The sequence below is a fragment of the Nostoc sp. 'Peltigera membranacea cyanobiont' 232 genome, assembly GCF_002245985.1.
In the GTDB taxonomy this organism is placed as follows: domain Bacteria; phylum Cyanobacteriota; class Cyanobacteriia; order Cyanobacteriales; family Nostocaceae; genus Nostoc.
The window spans coordinates 20354-35572 of sequence record NZ_NOLK01000006.1 but is presented as its reverse complement, the minus strand read 5'-3'; the positions used below and the strand labels follow the sequence as shown (position 1 = coordinate 35572).

Here is a 15219-nt window from a genome sequence, read left to right as displayed (position 1 = left end):
CTCCGCTCCTCTGCACCCCTGCTGCCTCAACGATTTTCCCTTTTCAAGCATGCCATTCGGTCATTGGTCATTAGTCATTGGTCAAAAGTGCCTCGTTCCCAATACTTGTAGAGACGGCGATTTATCGCGTCTCAAAAACCCAAAATTTTTGCCAGTAGCCCTTAACTAAACCGTATTGCATGCATTTCCAGATGGAATCTGGGAACGAGAATAATTAATTATTTCCCCATTCACTCAAGCATTTTATGATTAACCAAGTTACTACCTCTCGCCATATTCTTGAAGAGATTGTGTCGCATAAAAGGCAAGAAGTTGCACAAATGCAGCAGCAACTTCCTTTAGCTTCTTTGCAACAACAGTTAATTGCGGCTCCAACTGTCCGAAATTTCTTAGCTGCTTTACAACAAAATCCTAACCAACCTAGCTTAATCGCCGAGGTAAAAAAGGCATCACCTAGCCGTGGGATTATTCGGGCAGATTTTGACCCAGTAGCGATCGCTCAAGCTTATGAACGAGGTGGCGCAGCTTGTCTATCAGTCCTCACCGATTATAAGTTTTTTCAGGGCAGTTTTGACAATCTGCGGCGTGTGCGTCAGCACGTTGCATTACCCCTTCTGTGCAAGGAGTTCATCATTGACCCCTATCAAATTTATTTAGCACGGACAGCAGGTGCAGATGCAGTTTTGTTGATTGCCGCTATTTTATCAAACCAAGAACTCCAAGACTTTCTGCGAGTGATTCACGATTTAGGCATGAATGCACTGGTGGAAGTCCATACTTTAGCTGAATTGGATAGAGTTCTTAAGCTTGACGATTTACGTTTAGTGGGAATCAACAATCGCAATCTAGAAGATTTTACGGTTGATTTAGGAATAACACAGCAACTTTTAACACAGCGTCACCAATATTTGCAAAGTTTGGATATCACTGTCGTTAGTGAATCTGGACTGTATACACCTGCTGATTTATCTCTTGTCGCTGAAGCTGGTGTGCGTGCGGTTTTAGTCGGAGAGTCTTTGGTTAAACAAAGCGACGTAGAACAAGCTGTGCGTAGTCTTTTAAGTCTTCCTTAAATCTATTATCTAATCAAAATGAAGCTCTAATACTCGTTCACGGAGCTAAAAGACTCGTTCACGGAGCTAAAAGACTCATTAACGGAGATAAAAGACTCGTTCGCGGAGCTAAAAGACTCATTAACGGAGCTAAAAGACTCATTAACGGAGATAAAAGACTCATTAACGGAGATAAAAGACTCATTAACGGAGATAAAAGACTCATTAACGGAGATAAAAGACTCATTAACGGAGATAAAAGACTCATTAACGGAGATAAAAGACTCGTTCGCGGAGATAAAAGACTCGCCAACAACAAATATAGCGTGGGTATCGCTAATTGCTAAATGTTGATTTTTGCAGAACTATTAACTAATCATTAACTATTTTTCAAAATGACTTCTATCTCTACTGACTTTCAAACTTTACGCGATCGCCAACAGTGTGCTTTAATCCCCTTTATCACAGCAGGCGATCCTAACTTAGAAACCACTGCCGAAGCTTTACGCATCTTAGATCGCAATGGTGCTGACTTCATCGAGTTGGGCATTCCCTACTCCGATCCTCTCGCAGATGGGCCTGTAATTCAAGCCGCCGCAACTCGCGCTTTACAAAAAGGCACGAAATTAGAGCAAGTATTAGAGATGTTGGAAGCTGTAACTCCTATCCTGAAAGCGCCGATAATTCTATTTACTTACTACAATCCCATTTTGCACCGGGGTATTAAGACATTTTTGGCGCAAATTGCCACTGCTGGAGTGCGAGGCTTGGTAGTGCCAGACTTGCCCTTAGAAGAAGCAGAAGAATTAATCCAGACTGCTGCCTCTTTTGGGATTGAGGTAATTTTACTTGTAGCTCCTACTAGTTCTAAAGATAGAATTGAAGCGATCGCTCGTCAATCTCAGGGTTTTATCTACCTGGTGAGCGTTACAGGTGTTACAGGTATCCGCGCTCAAATCCAACACCGCGTAAAAGATTTGATTACAGATTTGCGAAGCGTCACCGATAAACCCATCGGCGTTGGTTTTGGTATTTCAGCACCAGAACAAGCGCATCAAGTAATGGAATGGGGAGCAGATGCCGTGATTGTTGGTAGCGCCTTTGTCAAACGGTTAGCTGAAGGTAGCCCAAGCGAAGGATTGCTTGCTGTGAAAGAATTTTGTCAGGAACTGAAAGCAGCAATTACTTCTGCATCCCTGCAAAAAGTTGGTTCAGCAAAGTAAAAAAGCTCTCTTTTTCTTCTTTACTTTGCGTCCTTTGCGGTTCGATAAATAACGAACCGCGAAGGACACGAAGGAAGAAAGAAATAAGAAGGAAATCTTGGCTGTGGTATCAGTTGTCAAAAATATATTTGAACGTAAAAGGATTTTAACCAGTGGTAAGCATACAAGACATCAAGACTGCAACTCAACAACCAGATTCTTTGGGCAGATTTGGCAGATTCGGTGGTAAATACGTCCCCGAAACCTTAATGCCCGCATTAAGTGAGTTAGAAGCAGCATTTCATCAATATCGCAACGAGCCGAGTTTCCAAGCAGAACTGCAAAACTTACTGCGCGATTATGTAGGACGACCTAGCCCATTATATTTTGCCGAACGCCTGACAACAAATTACGCTAGACCAGATGGCACAGGAGCGCAAATTTATTTAAAGCGTGAGGATTTAAATCATACAGGCGCTCACAAAATTAATAATGCTTTAGCTCAGGTGTTGCTAGCTAAACGCATGGGTAAGCAACGAATTATTGCAGAGACAGGCGCAGGGCAACATGGCGTAGCGACTGCAACCGTATGTGCGCGATTTGGTTTGAAATGCGTAATTTACATGGGCATCCACGATATGGAACGCCAAGCTTTAAATGTCTTCCGCATGAAATTAATGGGGGCAGAAGTTCGCCCAGTAGAGGCAGGTACGGGAACTCTCAAGGATGCAACTTCCGAAGCAATTCGAGATTGGGTGACGAATGTCGAAACAACCCATTACATCCTGGGTTCAGTTGCCGGGCCTCATCCCTACCCGATGATTGTCCGTGACTTCCACGCCGTAATTGGTGTAGAAACTCGCGCTCAATCCCAAGATAAATGGGGAGGATTACCAGATATTTTACTGGCTTGCGTGGGTGGAGGTTCCAATGCCATCGGCTTATTCAATGAGTTTATGCATGAATCTTCGGTGCGTTTAATTGGAGTCGAAGCGGCGGGTGAAGGTGTAGATACAGAAAAACACGCTGCTACCTTGACAAAGGGAAGAATAGGTGTATTGCACGGTGCAATGAGCTATTTACTGCAAGATGATGATGGTCAAGTTATCGAAGCCCATTCAATTAGTGCCGGATTAGATTATCCCGGCGTTGGCCCTGAGCATAGTTATTTAAAGGATCTTGGTCGCGCCGAATATTACAGTGTCACTGATAAGCAAGCGTTAGATGCATTTCAAAGACTCTCCCAACTAGAGGGAATTATCCCAGCTTTAGAAACTGCTCATGCGATCGCATATCTCGAAACCCTTTGTCCTCAGTTAGAAGGCAGCCCCCGCATTGTTATCAATTGCTCTGGTAGAGGTGACAAGGACGTTCAAACCGTCGCCAAAGTCCTTATTCCTTAATTTTCTCTTCTTCTCGTCATTTGTCATTTGTCCTTCGTGAATGACCAATGACCAATGACTAATGACCAATGACAAATAACCAATATGATCGCTGTAACTCAAACTCCACCTGAGAATATCTCCATCCCTTCTGAGTTCTACAACTGGCCAGCTTTATTGCAACAGTTGCTGAATCGGCAATCGTTGACGGTTTCTCAAGCGACAGATTTGATGCAAGGTTGGCTCACAGATTCCATTCCTCATGTCCTATCAGGGGCAATTTTAGCCGCAATTCAAGCTAAAGGTGTATCTGCACAAGAATTAGTTGGCATGGCTAGTGTCTTGCAATCCCAAAGGCTAGGGACTGGTGACTGGGGATTAGGGACTGGGCAAGAGTTTTCCCAATCCCCAGTCCCCAGCACCCAATCCCCAGTACCCAGCACCCAATCCCCAGTCCCCCTAATTGACACTTGTGGAACTGGTGGAGATGGCGCTTCAACTTTTAATATCTCTACTGCTGTCGCCTTTGTTGCCGCCGCCGCCGGGGTAAAAGTTGCAAAACATGGCAATCGTTCCGCATCTAGCAAGACCGGTTCGGCTGATGTGCTGGAAGCTTTGGGGATAAATCTCACCGCCACTCCTGAAAAAGTCCAAGCCGCAGTGGGTGAAGTTGGAATTACCTTTTTGTTTGCTCCAGGTTGGCATCCTGCACTCAAAGCGATCGCTACTTTGCGAAAAACTTTGAAAGTGCGGACTGTTTTTAACTTACTCGGCCCGCTAGTAAATCCGATGCGGCCGACAGGGCAAATTATTGGGGTGAACGATCCGCTTTTACTAGAGGAAATTGTGCAAGCTTTATCCCAATTGGGATGTCAGCAAGCGATCGCACTTCATGGACGCGAACGTTTAGATGAGGCTGGTTTAGCTGATGTTACTGACTTGGCTGTACTCCAAGATAAAAAAGTCCGTTCTCTAACGCTGAATCCTCAAGAACTTGGTTTGAATTTTGCACCAACTTCGGCGTTGCAAGGTGGAGATGTTCAAGAAAATGCCGAAATCTTGAAGGCAGTTCTCCAAGGTAAAGGCACTCAAGCGCAGCAGGATGTAGTCGCTTTAAATACAGCCTTAGCACTCCAAGTTAGTGAAGCCATTCATGGTGAAACTGATATTTTTGCAGGTTGTGTTAAAGGTATTGCCCTTGCTAAGGAAATTCTGCAAAGCGGTGCGGCTTGGACAAAACTAGAACAACTTGCTGAATTTTTGCGCTAAGGGACTTCCAATTAAAAAAATATCCAATTTTGTAGGGTGCGTTAGCGACAGCGTAACGCACCGCCAGATATCTCGGTGCGTTACGGCTTTCGCCTAACACACCCTACTGTATATTTTATTTTTTGGAAGTCCCTAAACGAACTTCTCCCACCCAGCCCAAGCTACTAAAGCTAAAGCTGCCTTATACCTTGACCTGCAATAGCAATGCATTCACCTGCAATGCCAATGTATTGACCTGCAATGCCAATGCATCAACCTGCAATGCCAATGCATTCACCTGCAATGCCAATGCATTCACCTGCAATGCCAATGCATCAACCTGCAATATCAATGTATCCACCTGCAATCATTAGCCCTTATACCACAAACTATACACAAGGAAAAACAGATGATTATCATACTTAAGAGCGGTACGCCTGTTGAGGAAATTACTCGCATCAGTCAAGAACTGAGTGAAAACTGGAAAGTCACAGTAGAAAAAAGCGTTGGCACTCATAAAGTTGTGCTGGGGCTAATTGGCGATACCTCTAGCATTGATAAATTGCAAATCCAAGAGTTCAGCCCTTGGATTGAGCAAGTATTACGAGTGCAACAACCTTTCAAGCGGGTAAGCCGAGAATTCCGACATGGTGAAGCTAGCGAGGTTGTTGTCCCTACACCGAATGGTGATATTTATTTTGGCGAACATCATCCGATCGTAGTGATAGCTGGGCCTTGTTCCGTTGAAAATGAAGCGATGATTGTCGAAACGGCAAAGCGCGTGAAGGCAGCAGGAGCGCAGTTTCTGCGTGGTGGAGCTTACAAACCTCGCACTTCACCTTATGCGTTTCAAGGTTATGGTGAAAGCGCTTTAGATTTATTAGCAGCAGCGCGGGAAGCTACTGGTTTGGGTATCGTCACAGAACTGATGGATGCTGCCGATTTATCAGCAGTGGCGAGAGTAGCTGATATAATTCAAATCGGTGCTAGGAATATGCACAACTTTTCTTTGCTGAAAAAGGTAGGCGCTCAAGATAAACCTGTGCTGCTGAAGCGGGGGATGTCTGCCACAATTGACGAGTGGCTAATGGCGGCAGAATATATTTTGGCATCTGGAAACCCAAATGTAATTCTTTGTGAGCGGGGAATTAGAACCTTTGATGGCAAATATGCCCGAAATACTTTAGATTTATCTGTGCTTCCGGTATTGCGATCGCTGACCCATTTACCGATTATGATCGATCCTAGTCATGGTACTGGTAGGTCTGAATATGTTCCATCGATGGCAATGGCTGCGATCGCAGCTGGTACAGATGCCTTGATGATTGAAGTTCACCCCAATCCAGCTAAGGCTTTATCCGATGGGCCCCAATCTCTCACCCCTGATAAATTTGACCGCTTAGTTCAGGAAATGTCAATTCTGGGCAAAGTAGTCGATCGCTGGCCTACACCTGCATTTGATAGCATTAATGACAAGCGCATTCTCTTCACGCCAGAACTTTCAAAGTAGACAGAGTGTAATCTCAGCTAATTTTTTATGAATGGCTAAACCCGATCGACAGATTTTTTAAACAAAAGAATCCGTTGGTCGGGTTTTCATCAGTCTAATTATTGTAGAGACGGCGATTCATCGCGTCTTTTACCTTAACCGTAATGAGTTTTATTACTTAGGATAGTTTCGAGTTAAATAAAGTTGTATTTAAGATTACAGGTAATAAAAAACTAAATTTGTGGGGAATTAATTTTTCCCTGCTATCAAGGAGTAATAATGGTTTTAAGTCAATATCAACGTGCTATAGGCGTATTTACTCATCGTCGAGATGCAGAACAGGCGCTACATGAGTTGAGAGATTCTGGCTTGGCGATGGAAAAAGTATCTGTAGTTGTACAAAATGCAGACCGCAATCATCAGATTACCGATGATGAAATTAAAGAGCGTACTGGTGATAAAGCCGATGAAGGTGCAACAGTAGGAGGACTTTCAGGGGGCGCGGTTGGCGGGTTGACCGGTTTATTAGTAGGTCTTGGGACTTTAGCAATCCCTGGAGTTGGGCCAATAATGCTGGCTGGCGCGGCTGCAACTGCTTTGGTTACAACCCTTGTTGGTGCAAGTATTGGTGCTGCTACTGGGACTTTTGCTGGTGCGCTAGTTGGTTGGGGAATATCAGAAGAGCAAGCTAAAGCATATAACGAGCGAGTAGAGCATGGACACTATTTCATAATCGTAGATTGTACATCTTTGGAAATTGCTACAGTAGAAGCAATTCTACACCGTTGGGGTATTGAAGAGTTTGGTATTTACGAGCCTCTCAATAGTGAGCAATTATCTACAAATTATCTGCCCACGACAACTTCCACAACTGCCACTCCTAATAAAAGTGGGATTTTGAGCAAGTATGCTGTTAGTTGTTTTAATAACATAGATAATGCTAAAGCCGCAATTAACGATATGTATGTCGCAGGGTTTTCAGCAAATCAGATGTCTTTAATTTGCAAAGATTTTTCTCAATTGATTGGGTTAACTGGTATTAATCTAAGCGAGCGCTTTGACGCGATGAGGCTAGGAATAGCAGATGAGTGGGCGCACTTTTACAACGAGCAAATTGCTCAAGGCAATTACATATTCATCGTTAGTGGCACAGACAAAGAGCTTGAGCAGGCTAGCTTGATTTTGGGCAATTATGGGGTTCAGGAATATCAAATTTATGACCCCATGTTAATCCGTTCTTGATTGAAAACTATTACCGCAAAATTTAACAATTTTGTTGGAGCAAACAAATATACAGCAATGCTGTATATGTTGCAGCTCATAATTCAAGGGTGTCAGAAGAGAAAAATACTCTTTATTAATATTCTGCCCGGAAACCGGGCGAATATATGACTAAGCAATTGTCCTGGCTAAATTACTTCATCTAAATCTCCTCAGAAATTTAGAAGTAAAATTAATAGCCTTCTATTGTAAAACCAGCAGATTGAATTATCTGTTTAATAGACTCTTCAGAAGCCGCAGTATCTACAGTTACAGTTTTAGTATCAACGTTCACATCTACTTTGGCATCAGATTCCATTGAACTATCTACTTTTTTTAAGTTCGTGCATACTTCTCACAATCTTTGTTACTAAATTTCTGGGTGTAAATCTGACGCTTTCGCTCAATATCTTATTTCTCATCCCAGGAACAACAACAGTTTTGTTTTTCATTAAGCTGCGATAACCAATCTTAGCAACGGTTTCCGTATCCATCATTCTGTTAACACTAGCAATCTTGGAATCTTCCATTGCAGCAGTTTGTTGGAATTCCGATGCTGTTGGCCCCGGACAAAGAACAGTCACGCTGACACCTGTACCCTCTAATTCATTAGCGATCGCTTCTGAAAATGATAAGACATAGGCTTTAGTAGCAAAATAAACTGCCATTAGAGGCCCTGGTTGAAAAGCTGCTGCTGAGGCTACATTTAATATTTTTCCATAGTCTTGCTCGACCATATCTTTGAGAAATAACTTTGTTAAATGAGTCACGCACACCAAATTTACCTGAAGCATTCGCAGTTCAATGTTGAGGTCTGTTTCGGTAAATGTTCCATAAGTACCAAAGCCAGCATTATTAACCAACACATCAATCTTGATGGATGCTTGCTGGAGTTCGGTAAAAATTTCATCTGGGGATGTTGTGATAGATAAATCCTTGACCAAAATTTTCACAAAAATACCAAATTTTTGTGGAAACTCATTTATAATTTCAGTAAGTTTTTGTTCATTTTTATCCACTAACACCAGATTATAATTATGACGAGCAAAAATCTGGGTTAACTGATAACCTATCCCACTAGCCGCTCCTGTAATTAGAGCAGTTTTTTTTCGCCGAATTTCGGATGTTTTATTCATGTTGCACAAATGACTAATTTGAGTTAATTAATTTAACTTTTATAAATTTAGCGATAGCAGTATATAATCTTTGCTATAGCTAAAATTATGGTGAAAGATGATGCTGTCCACCTGAAATGAGTATGTTTAAAGCAAGCATATTAGTCGTAAATATAAAAATCTGTATCTATCTAAACAAGAGCAAAAATATTTAATCCAGTTATTAATGTCACAACATAATTCCGTTACTCTAACTGATGTGCAAGCAGCACAAGAGCGGATTTTGGGAATTGCCCACCGCACCCCTGTGCTGACTTCTAGAATTGTTAACGATCGCACCAATAGCCAAGTATTCTTTAAATGCGAGAACTTTCAACGCACGGGGGCATTTAAATTTAGAGGGGCGTACAATGCCCTAACGCAACTATCGGTAGCCCAAAAACGAAGAGGCGTTATCACCTATTCATCGGGAAATCATGCCCAAGCGATCGCTCTAGCTGGTAAACTCCTCAATATTCCCACCACTATTGTCATGCCTGATGATGCACCCATAGTCAAACAAACTGCTACTCGTGGTTATGGTGCAGAGATAATTTTATACAATCGCCAGGAAACAAACCGAGAAGAATTAACCCAAAATCTAGCAAGCGATCGCAATCTGACTCTGATTCCCCCTTACGATCATCCCCATGTAGTCGCTGGACAGGGAACAACTGCTTTAGAACTGATTCAAGAAGTTGGGGAATTGGACTTGTTATTAGTTTGTTGTGGCGGTGGCGGATTACTTTCAGGATGTGCGATCGCAGCCAAAGCACTTTTACCCAATTGTAAAGTAATTGGGGTAGAACCAGCACTTGCCGATGATGCTACCCGCTCCTTTCACACCAAAACGCTGCAAACTGTCAAGAATCCTGATACCATCGCCGATGGTGCGCGGACTCCTAGCCTTGGTCAAATTACTTTTCCCTTAGTGCTGCATTACGTCGATGACATGGTGACGGTATCTGAAGAAGCAATTCTTCGCACCATGTTTTTCTTGTGGGAACGTTTGAAAATTGTCGTTGAACCCACCGGAGTCCTTGCAGCCGCAGCCTTACTCGAAGGTGTGGTGACAGCACCAGAGTCGAGGATTGGTGTTATCGTCAGTGGTGGAAATGTAGATTTAGCGCAAGTTGGCACATTGTATGCTAAATTACCCGCTTTTGCTTTTCTTACCTGATATATCTGCGGAGTGGGGATTTTACTCACCTTGGCTATTCCCATATTCAATATCTAATTGAATCGCATCACAGCACGGCATTTGTGGAGCGAAAGCAGTGGTTAGCTGAGAATGGGGTAATTTATAACCTTTAGAAATATGTTAAACGATCGCAGCGATCGCATTTAGACAAAGTTGAATTAAAAACTTCAAAGGGCGATAGGCAAATATGGTTTTTCAGTACACTAACGCATTTGTCACCATAGCCTCGGTTAATTGCGAGAATTTAGTAAATTTCTATATTAAATTCCTGGAGCAAAAGCCAGTTATTTTGATTCCGAATGTCTATACTGAGTTTAATTTGCTTAGTATGCGATTAGGTATTTTTAAACCCAAAAACACAAACGAATCGGAATTTGAAGCTGTCACCAAAAGTAAGATTAGTTTGTGTTTAGAGGTGAGTAACTTAGAAGATGCGATCGCTCACTTAACAGCTTTAGGCTATCCCCCTCCAGGAAACATTTCCATTGCTTCCCACGGCAGAGAAATTTATGCTTATGACCCTGATGGCAATCGTATTATTCTACATCAAGCCCCAGTGAACGATAATTGATAAGTAATAATAATTTATTTGGTAATTTACTGTGGCTATAACTCAAAACTATAGATTAAACCTGATTCAATGGTATCCAGGTCACATTGCTAAGGCTGAAAAGAAGCTTAAAGAACAGCTAAAGCGCGTAGATGTGGTGTTTGAAGTCCGAGACGCGCGGATTCCCTTAGCAACTCACCATCCCCAAATAGGTGAGTGGGTGGAGGGTAAGACACGGGTGTTGATCCTTAACCGAGTAGATATGATTACGCCGCAAATGCGATCGCTGTGGATAGATTGGTTTAAACGTCAAGGAGAAGTCCCTTATTTTACCAATGCTCAACATGGTAAAGGTATAGCAGAAGTAGCGCGAGCCGCGCAAGCCGCAGGAGTAGAACTCAATCAAAGAAGAAGCGATCGCGGAATGTTACCCCGTCCAGTACGGGCTGTGGTAATTGGTTTTCCCAATGTCGGTAAATCAGCTTTAATTAACCGCCTCTTGGGACGGCGAGTAGTGGAAAGTGCAGCCCGTCCTGGGGTAACTCGCCAACTGCGTTGGGTGCGAATTTCTGAACATTTAGAATTGCTAGATGCTCCTGGTGTCATCCCTATAAGGTTGGAAGATCAAGACGCAGCATTGAAATTAGCCATTTGTGATGATATTGGTGAAGCATCTTATGATAACCAACTAGTAGCAGCAGCCCTAGTGGATTTATTCAACTATTTGGAAGCTGTAACTACAGATTTGTTACCCAAAAAACCATTACAGTCCCGTTACCAAATCGATTCGACATCCGACACTGGAGATACCTATTTACACGCCTTGGCGGAGCATCGTTACAAAGGTGATGTAGAACGAGCCGCAAGACAACTTTTAACAGATTTTCGCAAAGGCTTGTTGGGTGAAATGAGTTTGGAATTACCTCCTAACTAGATTACAAGCATTTTCAAGCCGTTTTTGAGTAGCAGATGAGTAGTACTCAAAAATCTGGGCACTCGGCTTTGGTGACATCTGGGTGGCAATAGTACTTCAAAACTGTTTGAACAGTGTCACCGATCCAGTAAGCTACCTTCTCAGGAGATGCCCCAGAAGCGATCGCCCAAGTGGCGAAAGTATGGCGAGTGCTATAAGCCTTTAGATAGGGAACTATGCCCCTATCTGCCAAATCTGTTACGACACCGCTATAGCGATACCCCCCAGCATCGTGGGCCCGCCAGCATTTATCTAAAATGTTTAAATTCAGCCTTTCCCCGGTCGTGCTTTTAAAAATCAGTTCTTTTGGATCTAGGGAATCTGGTTTAACCTCTGCAAGTAAGGATTGCAGTTTAGAGCCTTGTACACAGGAGAACACTCGCCGTTTGTTATTCTTGGTTCCTTTGAGAATACGGACACGAGAGGCATAGGCTTTTGTGATAGAGATTCGGGTACATTCGCGGCTGACATCACCCCACGTCAAGGCAAATGCTTCTCCATGCCGACATCCAGTCCAGAATAAAAATTTAATCAGGACACTGTAGTGTGAAAATCTTGGGTGGGATTCAAAAGCAGAGATGATTAGATCCCTTTCTTCTAGGGTGTAAGCTTTTTTGTTATTTTCATTGCTGGAACTTTTGGGACTTGGTAACTGGATCTTTTCAAAAGGGTTGGAATTAATTAAGCATGAGTCGATAGCCCATCTAAAGCACCTAGAAACAGGGTTAGCGCCTTGTATGCGGTATGGTAGCTATATTGAGCTAATAGAAAATCTCGGATTGTTGGAGCATCTTCGACTGATTTACTTGAAAGTTCCGCAACAATTTTAGTTATTTGCTTGTAATCACTTTCTAGGGTTGAACGTTCTAGATGTTGAGTTTGAAAAGTCAAGAATTTATCCCATAGCTTATCTAAAGATTCTTTCTCTACAGGGATTGCAACTTTTTCATATTTTCCAAACTTATATGATTTTAATGTGCAATCAAAACGCCCTAATGCGATATCTCGCTGAATTTCTTCCCAGCGAGACTCCACGATAATTCTATTTTTAGATGAATCTTTAAGTCCGCTAGACAGATAGAATTGCTTGCTATGACCATTGACTCTAAAGCGAATATTTAGTTTTTTCGTTTTAGGGTCTGCGATTATAGCCATAGTTATTTTTCATCTTTGGTAATGTCTTCAAAAACGAGGTAAATTCTGCTTTCTAGCTGTTTAGGTGGACGGCAAGGGTAAGGCGAGGATTTTTCTATTAATCTCAACCCGTTACTTTCGGCAGTTTCTGAAAATAGTTCTGCTGCATCTTCTACGATTTCTTTAGCCGCCCAGACTCGAATTTTAATGAGTTTAGTCGCTGACTGGGCTGGGGTATCATCTCGTTCCCATTCCTTTTTATCTGCCTGCCAGTACCAACCTAATCGGTTTAGTTCAGCGTAAAGCTCATCCTGAGTTTGATGTGGGAAGGTTAGCCTTTGGCAGGCTTTTGAGTACTTAGCAGTATTTTTCATCGCATCCGTTTCTTTGGCTTCTTTGCTTTAAAAACTTCACAGCACCAGCACATATCTCTAGTCTCTTGACTTCATCCAATTCATAATCAGTCATGCTGATAATTAGGTACTCCTCTGTTCCAAAGATCAGATGAACGTGTCTTACGTACATATCTGGATAGTCAAACATCCCAGGTACAATCATCTCGCGGACTACCAACGATTCTTCAGTTAGTAGTGATTCACCAGCAGAAAAACCGTGCTTGTTTTCTTTTTCTAGGTCGTGATAAGTGAGATAATTCATATCAAGTATTAAATAGAACCAGTGCCGTCACACAGACTACATTTGCTTGGGTGGGCATCGTTTACATAAAGATAGATTTTTCCTGTCCCCCAGCATTCAGGGCAGTTCTCTGGATAGTCGTCAGTCGTCTGGGTCTTGTCGTATCCCCATAGGCGACCGCAATCTAAACACTCCCACCAACCATCCTTCGGGCTATAACGTGTCCGCTTAGAGTCGCATTCTGGACAATTTAGATCAGCCATTGCACAGTTAAAAATTGTTTGGATTTTTTAAGGTTTCTAAGTATCCTGGATGCAAATATTCATGGCATTCCCACCATGAATTACCAACAAAAATTGGTGTCTCGGATTGATGAAGAGAACTAAGCAAGACAATGTAATTTTTGCAAATCTGTTCTCCTTCCTCGTCACAGTGACACTGTTTTACTACACAATATTTTTCGGCTTCCATTTGTAAATCAACTCCTTTAAAAAAGTTAAATTTTTGGTAATTTTAAAAATCTATCTACAGTTCCTGAAAACCTTTGCTAGCGGGTATTTTAGCCATCTACAGCCCAATTTTTGGGGCGAAAAATTGTAGACGGTGTAGGCAATCTATTGATGGTCTGTTGAAGAGTTGTCGAGCGCCATTAATGCATTCGCGGTATTAGCGTGTTACTAACTAATTAGCTTATAAAGCTTTGCCTACAGCCTGTAGACGGACTGTAGGCAAACTGTAGACATTACTTTGACCACCTCCAGCCGAGGCGATCGCCATTTCCCTCCACTTCCCCCAATCCCCTATCAGCTAGGGACTGAAAGAAAATCCTGATGTTCTCTGGGTCATCTTTCTTGAGCATGTTGCAGCGTTGCTGAACTATCCGCGCTTTCAAAAGCTCACCTGGATGCTCTTGCCCCCAAGTAAGGATAAATTGCTCATATTCATTCAGGTCTTGAGTCGATCGCAGTTCCTTTTCTCCCCCGCCGGAGTTTTCCGGCTGCGCGATCGCAGTCGCTCCCCAGTTGCTTAGGTCAAGCTCACAAGGGCAGTCATCGACCATAAACCGCCTTTTGCCACCCGCCTTTAGCCATTGCTCTAGTTGAGGATCTTTAAGTTTAGTCCTGGCGTAGTCGCGCCCAAACTGTCCCAAGCGCACCAAAACAAAGCAGCTGTAAAGGGTGTCTTTGTCACCCTGCAAGCCATAATTCTCTGCGGTGTCGTTTTGGGCCAGGGCACAAATGAACTGTTTGTATCGCCGTCCCCGCTTGGCGTGGCGTTTTATCCAGTGGGTGGAATTATCGCATTCATCCACCAAAATCGGGAATTCCTCAGCAATTAGGAATCTCTCACGACCTGCGATCGCGTTATCTCCCCCTTCTCCGCGCAGTTCTACAAGCTCCTCTAGGGTTTTGAGGTCGTGGCCCATTGCGGTGTCGATGGCTTTAAAATTGCCCTTTCTGCCAATAACATCAGCCTTATAGCCGAATATTGCCAGCATTACATCAATGCCCCTTGCTGGGATGCCACAGGAGGATTCCCCGATGAGCTAGCAGCCCTGCGGCAATCAGCTAATTCAATTTCTAGCGTTAGCGAGATTAGCCAGTGGATTAATGACTGCCTCGAAATTGCGATCGACCCGTTTTAAAACCGAACTTGAAAGTGCGATCGCAGTTGCCTAAAAAATTGGCTAATAATGACTTGACCCGTCACCACCTTACACAGCAATGATTCTGACCCGTCACCTCACCCGTCACCGACCCGTCACCGATGAATACAGGCAAAAATTCTATGAAAATATCAAGCAATGAACTGCCTAAGCTATTAAACCAAATATAGCGGTGTGCAGTTCAGTGAGATACAAAAACTTTGCTGAAATGATTTGACAGCAAGGACTTTGGTGTTCTCATCCAATCGATAACCGCTATAAATGCTGAACTA

The 15219-nt window shown here is 42.9% G+C and carries 19 protein-coding genes and 1 pseudogene; 10 read left to right on the top strand and 10 right to left on the bottom strand.

Translation table 11 applies throughout. The features are described from left to right. The first annotated feature begins 245 nt into the window (after positions 1 to 245). From trpC to trpD, 4 genes are all read left to right on the top strand, one after another. Positions 246 to 1073 (top strand): indole-3-glycerol phosphate synthase TrpC, encoded by an 828-nt coding sequence (trpC, locus tag CDG79_RS03450; RefSeq protein WP_094340723.1) that lies wholly within the window; start codon positions 246 to 248, stop codon positions 1071 to 1073. A 374-nt stretch (positions 1074 to 1447) separates the two neighbouring features. Continuing rightward, on the top strand, positions 1448 to 2275 hold the full coding sequence (gene trpA / locus CDG79_RS03445; RefSeq protein WP_094340720.1) for a tryptophan synthase subunit alpha: 828 nt from the start codon (positions 1448 to 1450) through the stop codon (positions 2273 to 2275). Between the two features lie 152 nt (positions 2276 to 2427). After that, positions 2428 to 3657: a tryptophan synthase subunit beta gene (trpB, locus tag CDG79_RS03440; RefSeq protein ID WP_094340718.1), complete on the top strand. Its 1230-nt coding sequence runs from the start codon at positions 2428 to 2430 to the stop codon at positions 3655 to 3657. 84 nt (positions 3658 to 3741) lie between these two features. Next, a complete protein-coding gene (gene trpD / locus CDG79_RS03435; RefSeq protein ID WP_094340715.1) occupies positions 3742 to 4905 on the top strand; it encodes an anthranilate phosphoribosyltransferase in 1164 nt (387 codons plus the stop codon). 181 nt (positions 4906 to 5086) lie between these two features. On the opposite strand, the gene CDG79_RS42070 is transcribed toward trpD, so the two are convergent. Next, on the bottom strand, positions 5087 to 5245 hold the full coding sequence (locus tag CDG79_RS42070) for a hypothetical protein (RefSeq protein ID WP_189524872.1): 159 nt from the start codon (positions 5243 to 5245) through the stop codon (positions 5087 to 5089). Between the two features lie 48 nt (positions 5246 to 5293). Between CDG79_RS42070 and aroF the strand changes: the two genes are divergently transcribed. Together aroF and CDG79_RS03425 are read left to right on the top strand one after the other, a co-directional pair. After that, the gene (gene aroF / locus CDG79_RS03430; protein WP_094340713.1) at positions 5294 to 6394 is read left to right on the top strand and encodes a 3-deoxy-7-phosphoheptulonate synthase; all 1101 of its coding nucleotides are present in this window, start codon (positions 5294 to 5296) and stop codon (positions 6392 to 6394) included. A 258-nt stretch (positions 6395 to 6652) separates the two neighbouring features. Further along, the gene (locus CDG79_RS03425) at positions 6653 to 7615 is read left to right on the top strand and encodes a general stress protein (protein WP_094340711.1); all 963 of its coding nucleotides are present in this window, start codon (positions 6653 to 6655) and stop codon (positions 7613 to 7615) included. A 211-nt stretch (positions 7616 to 7826) separates the two neighbouring features. Here CDG79_RS03425 and CDG79_RS03420 read toward each other — a convergent pair. Both CDG79_RS03420 and CDG79_RS03415 read right to left on the bottom strand, forming a co-directional pair. Further along, positions 7827 to 7952: pseudogene (locus CDG79_RS03420) on the bottom strand (cation transporter); the annotation flags it as partial. Positions 7953 to 7956: 4 nt separating this feature from the next. After that, positions 7957 to 8769 (bottom strand): SDR family NAD(P)-dependent oxidoreductase, encoded by an 813-nt coding sequence (locus tag CDG79_RS03415; RefSeq protein WP_094340708.1) that lies wholly within the window; start codon positions 8767 to 8769, stop codon positions 7957 to 7959. 205 nt (positions 8770 to 8974) lie between these two features. On the opposite strand from CDG79_RS03415, the gene CDG79_RS03410 reads away from it, so the two are divergent. The 3 genes from CDG79_RS03410 (at position 8975) to ylqF (ending at position 11472) form a co-directional block, all read left to right on the top strand. Continuing rightward, positions 8975 to 9967, top strand: a complete 993-nt coding sequence (locus CDG79_RS03410; RefSeq protein ID WP_094340705.1) for a threo-3-hydroxy-L-aspartate ammonia-lyase — start codon at positions 8975 to 8977, stop codon at positions 9965 to 9967. 208 nt (positions 9968 to 10175) lie between these two features. Next, positions 10176 to 10559, top strand: coding sequence for a glyoxalase (locus CDG79_RS03405; protein ID WP_094340703.1), 384 nt, complete (start codon positions 10176 to 10178; stop codon positions 10557 to 10559). Positions 10560 to 10590: 31 nt separating this feature from the next. Beyond that, entirely contained in the window at positions 10591 to 11472 is an 882-nt protein-coding gene (ylqF, locus tag CDG79_RS03400) for a ribosome biogenesis GTPase YlqF (protein ID WP_094340701.1), read from the top strand. A gap of 46 nt (positions 11473 to 11518) precedes the next feature. Here the strand turns inward: ylqF and CDG79_RS43365 are convergent, their stop codons facing one another. The 7 genes from CDG79_RS43365 to CDG79_RS03375 all read right to left on the bottom strand — a co-directional run bounded on the left by CDG79_RS43365 (position 11519) and on the right by CDG79_RS03375 (position 14707). After that, positions 11519 to 12046, bottom strand: a complete 528-nt coding sequence (locus CDG79_RS43365; protein ID WP_442946165.1) for a tyrosine-type recombinase/integrase — start codon at positions 12044 to 12046, stop codon at positions 11519 to 11521. 146 nt (positions 12047 to 12192) lie between these two features. After that, positions 12193 to 12666: an Arm DNA-binding domain-containing protein gene (locus CDG79_RS43360; RefSeq protein ID WP_223277997.1), complete on the bottom strand. Its 474-nt coding sequence runs from the start codon at positions 12664 to 12666 to the stop codon at positions 12193 to 12195. Positions 12667 to 12668: 2 nt separating this feature from the next. Next, a complete protein-coding gene (locus CDG79_RS03390; protein ID WP_094340699.1) occupies positions 12669 to 13019 on the bottom strand; it encodes a hypothetical protein in 351 nt (116 codons plus the stop codon). Beyond that, positions 13003 to 13302, bottom strand: a complete 300-nt coding sequence (locus tag CDG79_RS03385) for a hypothetical protein (protein ID WP_094340696.1) — start codon at positions 13300 to 13302, stop codon at positions 13003 to 13005. Before CDG79_RS03385 ends, CDG79_RS03390 begins: the two co-directional genes overlap by 17 nt. 8 nt (positions 13303 to 13310) lie before the next feature. Further along, positions 13311 to 13544, bottom strand: a complete 234-nt coding sequence (locus CDG79_RS40680; RefSeq protein ID WP_143855407.1) for a hypothetical protein — start codon at positions 13542 to 13544, stop codon at positions 13311 to 13313. A 7-nt stretch (positions 13545 to 13551) separates the two neighbouring features. Further along, complete coding sequence (locus tag CDG79_RS43355; RefSeq protein WP_094340693.1) at positions 13552 to 13752, bottom strand: hypothetical protein; 201 nt, start codon at positions 13750 to 13752, stop codon at positions 13552 to 13554. A gap of 271 nt (positions 13753 to 14023) precedes the next feature. Then, on the bottom strand, positions 14024 to 14707 hold the full coding sequence (locus tag CDG79_RS03375; protein WP_143855406.1) for a hypothetical protein: 684 nt from the start codon (positions 14705 to 14707) through the stop codon (positions 14024 to 14026). Between CDG79_RS03375 and CDG79_RS40675 the strand changes: the two genes are divergently transcribed. Then, entirely contained in the window at positions 14699 to 14926 is a 228-nt protein-coding gene (locus CDG79_RS40675; RefSeq protein WP_143855405.1) for a hypothetical protein, read from the top strand. The two genes, CDG79_RS03375 and CDG79_RS40675, sit on opposite strands and share 9 nt — an antisense overlap. The last annotated feature ends 293 nt before the right edge of the window (positions 14927 to 15219 follow it).